Annotated in this window: 6 protein-coding genes; 1 reads left to right on the plus strand and 5 read right to left on the minus strand. The window is 61.4% G+C overall.

Features of this window, described 5'->3' with window-relative positions:
• The 5 genes from H5T60_10035 to dnaA form a co-directional block, all read right to left on the minus strand.
• The coding region (locus H5T60_10035; GenBank protein ID MBC7242769.1) for a phosphohydrolase at positions 1-228 on the minus strand (228 nt) is incomplete at its 3' end.
• The gene (gene recF, locus H5T60_10040) at positions 200-1,444 is read right to left on the minus strand and encodes a DNA replication/repair protein RecF (GenBank protein MBC7242770.1); all 1,245 of its coding nucleotides are present in this window, start codon (positions 1,442-1,444) and stop codon (positions 200-202) included. The genes recF and H5T60_10035, both read right to left, overlap by 29 nt.
• A gap of 27 nt (positions 1,445-1,471) precedes the next feature.
• A complete protein-coding gene (locus H5T60_10045; protein MBC7242771.1) occupies positions 1,472-2,425 on the minus strand; it encodes a ribose-phosphate pyrophosphokinase in 954 nt (317 codons plus the stop codon).
• Positions 2,426-2,461: 36 nt separating this feature from the next.
• Positions 2,462-2,773: a hypothetical protein gene (locus H5T60_10050; protein ID MBC7242772.1), complete on the minus strand. Its 312-nt coding sequence runs from the start codon at positions 2,771-2,773 to the stop codon at positions 2,462-2,464.
• Positions 2,774-3,278: 505 nt separating this feature from the next.
• On the minus strand, positions 3,279-4,682 hold the full coding sequence (gene dnaA, locus H5T60_10055) for a chromosomal replication initiator protein DnaA (GenBank protein MBC7242773.1): 1,404 nt from the start codon (positions 4,680-4,682) through the stop codon (positions 3,279-3,281).
• A gap of 655 nt (positions 4,683-5,337) precedes the next feature.
• Here dnaA and mazG point away from each other — a divergent pair.
• Positions 5,338-6,696 carry a nucleoside triphosphate pyrophosphohydrolase gene (gene mazG / locus H5T60_10060; GenBank protein MBC7242774.1) on the plus strand — a complete coding sequence of 453 codons (1,359 nt, stop codon included), beginning with the start codon at positions 5,338-5,340 and terminating at the stop codon, positions 6,694-6,696.
• Positions 6,697-6,958: the final 262 nt, after the last annotated feature.

The following is a 6,958-nucleotide window of genomic DNA, read 5'->3' on the forward strand; positions in this document are numbered from 1 at the left end:
GACCTGCACGCTGGGCTTGATGCCGGCCTCTATCAGCAGACGCAGGAGCTTCAGCGCGGCGTTGGCGACAATGCGGATATGCACCTCGCCGTGATCGCTGATGCCCGAACGGTCCACAGCGTTGATATTGGCACACTGCCAGAGCTGATGCAGTTCCGCGTCGGTGTTGACCTTTTCCATCAACCTTTGCAGGTGTTCGTTATGCCTGGCCGGCAGATTGATCGGCATCTCCTGCCTCCTCATGATGCTCCTGAAATGAATTCCTCTCGTGATCATTCCACTGCGCGTGCGGGATCAGGTTTCCCTGCCGCACGTGCCAGACCTCAGCCCGGTGTAAAAAGGCCTCGGGAAAATCGCGCAAATCGGTGGTGGTGATGATAGCCTGGTGGGCGCCGGCCAGCAGTTCTGCCATATAGCGCCGGCGCGGCTCATCCAGCTCCGACATCAGGTCATCCAGCAGTAAGAGGGGCGTCTCCCCCGTCTCCCACCGGATGAACTCCGCCTCGGCCAGCTTCAGCGCCAGAGCAGTGGTGCGCTGTTGGCCGCGAGAGCCGAAGGCGCGCAGGTCATAGCCGTCAATAGCGAAAATCAGGTCGTCGCGATGCGGCCCGATCAGGGTCTGGCCGGCGGCGATCTCCCGCCGGCGGTTGGCGGTCAGCTTCGCCAGCATCTGCTCCGCAAGCTCGGCCGGCGCGGAAGGGGTTTCCGTCCCTCCATCGAACAGCGTGGAGCGGTAGCGCATCTCCAGTGCCTCCCCGCCGGCGGTGAGCTGACTCTGGAACTCCGCGGCCAAGCTGGCCAACTGCGCCGCGGCAGAGAGCCGGCGCGCCAGCAGTGCGCCCCCATGTTCCGCCAGCCTGGCATCCCAGAAGACCAACTGTTCCAGGTCTCCGCCGGCCTCCCGCAGGATGCGGAGCAGACGGTTCCGCCGCTCCAGCACTTGATTGTACTGCATCAGGTGAGAGCAGTAGGAGCGGTCCACCTGACAGAGCATGACATCCAGATAGCGCCGGCGGCCGGCCGGCGAGCCGGCGATCAGCTCGATGTCCTCCGGCCAGAACATGACCACCTTCAGCTCTCCCAGCAGGTCCAGGGCGCGCTTGGGAACACCATCAATGCGGATCTGCTTGCGGAAGACCATTTGCCCGTTCGTCTGCTGGGTGGGCGCTATGATCAGTTCGAGCCGGCGCGATTCCCCCCGCTTCTCGATCTCGGCCATCAGCCGGGCGAAGGGCAGGGGTTCACTGCCGGCGCTCCAGGCGATCAACTGCTGGTCCGTCTGGGCATGTGGGGACTTGCTGGTGGCCAGCAGATACACGGCCTCCAGCAAATTGGTCTTGCCCTGGGCATTGGGGCCCTGCAGGATGGTCAGGGGACAGGGAAAAGCCAGATCGAGATGGCGGTAATTGCGAAAGTTGACCAGGACCAGATGCTTCAGATACACAACCCGTGCCTTCCCTGTCCCAGAACGTCAGTACGCGAAGAGGGGCTGGACGGAACCGCCCTCGACGTTGCGGCGGATGGTCTCCCCAAAGGCCGGCGCCACCGACAGGATGGTCATGTTGGGAAGCCGTTTTTCCTCGGGGATGGGCACCGTATTGGAGGTGATGATCTCCTTCAGGTCGAGGCTCTGCAGGCGCTGAATGGCCGGCCCCGTGAACAGCCCATGAGCGCACACCAGTGTGATGGAGCGCGCCCCGCGTTCGTACAACAACTGTGCGGTACCCACCATCGTGCCGGCGGTGGCGATCTCGTCGTCGTAAATGATGGCGTCCATGCCGTGCACTTCGCCGATCAGGGAATCCACCTGCACGTGGGCATCGTCAATGCGCTGTTTGCTGACCGCCGCCATGGGAACGCCGAGCTGGCGCGCCAGCTTGCTGGTCTGTTTGGCGCGCCCCATGTCCGGCGCCACCAGCACAGCACGCGACAAGTCCTTCTGCCGCAGGTATTCGATGAAGATGGGCTGGTCGGAGAGATGGTCCATCGGGACGCTGAAAAAGCCATGCACTTGCGGGGAGTGCAGGGTCATGGTGATGACGTGGTTCGCGCCGGCGGTGACCAGCAAATCCGCGATCAAGCGGGCGGCGATAGAAATGCGCGGTTCATCCTTCTTGTCGGAACGGGCGTACGAAAAATAGGGAATCACCGCTGTGATGCGGCGGGCCGAGGCGCCGCGCGCGGCATCACACATCAGGAGCAGTTCCAGCAGGTGCTCGTTGGCCGGCGGCGACAGCGGCTGGACAATATAGACATCCTTTTCCCGCACGCTGTCCCGTAGCTGGACGAAAAGATTGTCGTTGGAAAAGCGCCGGGTTTCCGAAGGGCTGAGAGGGATGCCCAAATACGCCGCGATCTCGCATGCGAGGTCACGATGGGCCTGGCCGCTGAACAGCCGGCAGCGATTGGCAAGATGTTCCGTCATGCGATCATCCCCTTGACAGCACGTTTGCTGGAGGCATCAATCCTCTCGATATTCCGATGGATCGATAAAGGTCCCTCCCTCGATCACCCGTTCGACGAGCTGGCGGTTGGCGTCGAAATAGAGATACACCTCCACGGGGTTGAAACAGCGCTTGCGGCCGATCAGGGTTTTATGGGTGAAATACCCCTCTCCTCCTTCCTGGAGGCTCAGGTCGTTGCGCAGATCCACCCGTGTGCGGATGGTTTCGCCGCACTTCCCACACCGGACATACACCCAGTAGGCGAAGACATCGCCGGCCTCCGCACGCCTTCCGCCCAGCGTCTGTCGTATCTTATCCCACAGCCCCATCCTGCACCTCCGTTTCTGCCTGGCCACCCGCAAGCATTATACCACAGAGCAGGCCGGTTTCTGAAACCGGAAAGGGAAGCGCGGCGCGCTCGTATCAAGATCTCAATCATATATATCCCTTGGTAGAGCATATTAGTTATAGTAGTCGTTATAGTAAGGACTGGGGATAAGTGGACAACCGGCCCGGCCCCCCGATATATTGGGGACAGTGCTCGTCGTATAGCTAGATGACAGATACGGAGGGATGAGGAGCATCTCCTTTCCTCTGGACAAGGTGTGCAGGAAGCGCAGTGCCTTGTGGAAAAGTCCTATGCCGATATGTGGCATCGAAACGGGATAACCGACTGCTGTGGATTGCTGTGGCAGGTTTTCCACAGCCCTATATCTCGTTGTTCCCCCATGGGGAAGGCATAAATTTATACCCCTCCCCGGGCATGAAAGAAGCCCGCCGGCCCTTTATAGCGCCGGCGGGCTTTCTATTCCCCAAAGTTATCCCCAAAACGGGCTATTTATCCACAGTTTTGAGCGCTTTATCCACAGCGTGCGGGATGGAGTGACTGCCCTGCGCCGGCTGGTTCAGGGCCTCGCGCAGGTTGAGGTAGTCTCGCCGCACGCCGGCGTCCTCTTCGATGAGCCGGCCCAGCTTCTCGCAGGCGTAGAGCACCGTGGTATGGTCGCGCCCGCCCAACCGCTCGCCGATCTGTGGGAGAGAAAGCTCCAGTTCGGATCGCAGGAGATACATGGCCATCTGACGGGCGAAGGCGATTTCTTTGCTTCGTTTTTTGCCCAGCAGGTCCTCGACCCGCAGATGGTAGTAGCCGGCGACAGCGCGCAGAACGGCCTCCGGGTCCAGGTTCTGCGCGCGCAGGACGATATCCTGCAGTGCCTGGGCCGCCAGATCCACTGTCAGCGGCGCGCCCATCATGTTGGCATAGATGATGACCCGGTTGAGGCTTCCTTCCAGCTCGCGGATGTTGCTCTGCACCTTGCGGGCGATGAACTCCAGCACCGCGTCGGGCACCGTGATGTTGTGCGTATCCGCCTTATTGCGCAGGATGGCCAGGCGGGTCTCGAAATCGGGCGGGCTGATGTCCGCCATGAGACCGCCTTCGAAGCGGGAGCGAAGCCGCTCCTCCAGGGCGTTGATGGCCTTGGGCGGCCGGTCGCTGGTGATGACGATCTGGCGGTTGGCGGCGTGCAGGGCGTTGAAGGTATGGAAGAACTCCTCCTGGGTGCTTTCCTTGCCGGCGATGAACTGGATGTCATCGATCAACAGCACGTCGATCGAGCGGTATTTCTCTCGGAACTGCACGGTGGTTTGGTTGCGGATGGCGTTGATCAGCTCATTGGTGAACTGTTCGGACGAGACATAGCGCACGCTTCTGCCGTGCTGTAAGGCATAGTGGCCGATGGCATGGAGCAGGTGGGTTTTCCCCAGGCCGACGCCGCCGTACAGGAATAAGGGGTTATAGGCCGCCGCCGGCCGCTCCGCCACGGAGCGCGCCGCCGCATGGGCCAGCCGGTTGTTGGGGCCGACGACAAAGGTCTCGAAGGTGTATTTCTCGTTGAGCTGGGCCTCAGCGCTGGAACGCGCATAGGCCGCCGGCGTCCAGAGGGTGTCGGTAAGAAGAGGGCCGGCTTCCTGCTCGCTCAACTCATAGCTCTTGGGATGAACGGCAAAGCGCACCTCGACCGAGCGCCCCATGAGGTTGGTCAGCGTGCGCTTGATCAGCCCCAATAAGCGGTTTTCCAGCCATTCCTTGGCGAAGTTGCTCTGTACTCCGATGATAAAAACCCCATCCTCGAACCCAATGACCGATGTCTGCTTGACCCAGGTCTCGAATGTAGCCCGCGTCATCTGCAACTGGAGCTCGCCCAGTGCCGCCTGCCATATCTGGTTGGGATTCATGTGCTCACAACTCCACAATGTGGGCATGGTCGTGTGTCTGCAGTGTGCTACGAGCCAGGATAGAAACGTATCTTTTTTGTGCTTTTTCTTGAGAAGATAGGCCGCTGTGCTATAACGACAAGGATTTCCCCATTCCGCGGAAGGACCACCGGCGCTCTACAATAAGAGACACGCTGTATCAGCGGTTTCAGGAACAGGACGTGTCCTCTCCTTGCGCAGAAATGTTGGTACCGTTTTTGTCACCTTGTTTTTGGAGAGGCCAGTGGATGGGGCGCGTACCGCTGACCTCACGCGGTAAAGCTGGGAGAAGTGCCGCAGACGATGCAGTGGGGTGTCTGGGCAACCGATGATTATCATAGCAGAAACTGCGTTTTTTGGCAATGCCCCGGATGGGGCTTGGGGGCCTTCCGGGAGCATTTTCCGGCCCGCCGGCCGGCGCCTCCGAAGATACTTTTCCACAACCTGTAGTGGAAAAGTGGAAAAGGGCATACTAATTGTAGGGGGAGGGATATCCCAAGCTTAAAACCGGCCGCCGGCGGCAATTTTTAAGGAGTTATTGTCCAATGCCGGTTTGACGCCGGCATCTCCCGGCATTATACTCCGGCATGGATGGGGTCTCCCCTTCCCACATTTCCATTTCCCTGCGAGGTGCTCTATGGGCATTGTCATTATCGGCCTGGGTCCGGGCAACCCAGCCCATTTGACCCGCGAGGCGGACCAGATACTGCGGCAGGCGGATGCGGTGTATTTGCGCACCGGCCGGCATCCTATCCTGCCGTATATACAGACCTGCTGTGGGAAAGTGTACACCTTTGACCACGTGTACGAGGAAAAAGATACCCTGCCGGAAGTGTACGAGGCCATCGCCGGCGAGCTGATGCGCATGGCCCGGGAGCGCGCCGGCGCCGATGTGTACTTCGCGGTGCCGGGTCACCCCCTGGTGGGGGAAGTCACCACCCAGCTCCTGCTGGAGCGGTCGCCGGCGGAGGGCATCGAGGTGCGCATCGTCGAGGGGTTGAGCTTCATCGAGCCAACCCTGACCGCTCTGGGGCTGGAATTTCTCCAGGGCGTGCAGGTGGTGGACGCCCTGGACCTCATCACCCAGCCGTACCCGCGCATCGATCCCGAGCGGGGGGTCATCGTCGGGCAGGTGTACAGCCGGGAGGTGGCCAGCGATGTCAAGCTGACGTTGGGGGAGCTGTACCCCGATGAACATGGGATCGCACTGGTGCGGGCCGCCGGCACTGCGGAGCAGGCGGTTCGGCACATCCCCTTGTATGAATTGGACCGACAGCCGGCCATCGACCATTTGACCACCGTCTACGTCCCACCACTGCCCTACGGCTGTTCCTGGGAGGGATTGCAGACCATTGTGGCGCGACTGCGGGCGCCGGATGGCTGTCCATGGGACCGCAAGCAGACGCACCGCACCCTGCGCACCCACCTGTTGGACGAGGCCTACGAGGTGCTGGATGCCCTGGACCGCGATGATACGGACGACTTATGCGTGGAGCTGGGGGACCTGGCCCTGCAGATCGCCCTGCATATCCAGATCGCCCGCGAGGAGGGGGAGTTCAAGCCCACAGAGGTGTTTGCCGGCATCATCTCCAAACTGCGCCGGCGCCATCCCCATGTCTTCGGGGATGTGAAGGTGCGCGATGCGGAAGAGGTGATGGTGAATTGGGAGCAGATCAAGCGCCAGGAGCGAAGTGCGGAGGACCACCGCCGGCTGTTCGAAGGGGTGCCGGCCAGCCTGCCGGCCCTCTCGCAGGCGCTGACGTATCAGGAACGGGCGGCGCGCGTGGGATACGAGCCGGCGGCCGGCGGCCGGCTGAGCCAGCTCTTCCAGCAGTGGCTGGCGGTTGCGGATGGGGATGAGGAACTGCTGGGGGAACTGCTCTTTGCCCTGGTGGACTCGGCGCGCCGGCGGGGCATCAATCCCGAGAATGCCCTGCGCGCGGCCAATGCCCGTTTCGCCGAGCGCTTTCGGGCGGCGCAGGGGGCCGGCTCCTAAACTGGATGCCGAAATCCCATCCCTATACCGTGGATTACCCGTTTGCTCCAGCGCCCGGCAAACCATGCTTCATAACTTTTCCCGGCATCCTCACCCAAAGTCCTGTTGACAAACCCCGCCGGCCGGCGGTATAATCTGGCTAGGCTGGATGGGGGAATTGTTCACTAGGGGATATCCTGCCCGGACGGCAGTCTGTGAGAGCGATACTCGGAGCAGGTCGGGCATGACGGATGCCGACGAACGACTGAGCCGGGCGGTCGTC

It is taken from the genome of Anaerolineae bacterium (assembly GCA_014360855.1).
GTDB lineage: Bacteria > Chloroflexota > Anaerolineae > JACIWP01 > JACIWP01 > JACIWP01.

Excerpts from the sequence above, each read along its gene's own strand:
- H5T60_10045 (MBC7242771.1), bottom strand. The coding sequence starts at position 2,425 with ATGACGGAACATCTTGCCAATCGCTGCCGGCTGTTCAGCGGCCAGGCC.
- H5T60_10050 (MBC7242772.1), bottom strand. The coding sequence starts at position 2,773 with ATGGGGCTGTGGGATAAGATACGACAGACGCTGGGCGGAAGGCGTGCG.
- dnaA (MBC7242773.1), bottom strand. The coding sequence starts at position 4,682 with ATGAATCCCAACCAGATATGGCAGGCGGCACTGGGCGAGCTCCAGTTG.
- mazG (MBC7242774.1), top strand. The coding sequence starts at position 5,338 with ATGGGCATTGTCATTATCGGCCTGGGTCCGGGCAACCCAGCCCATTTG.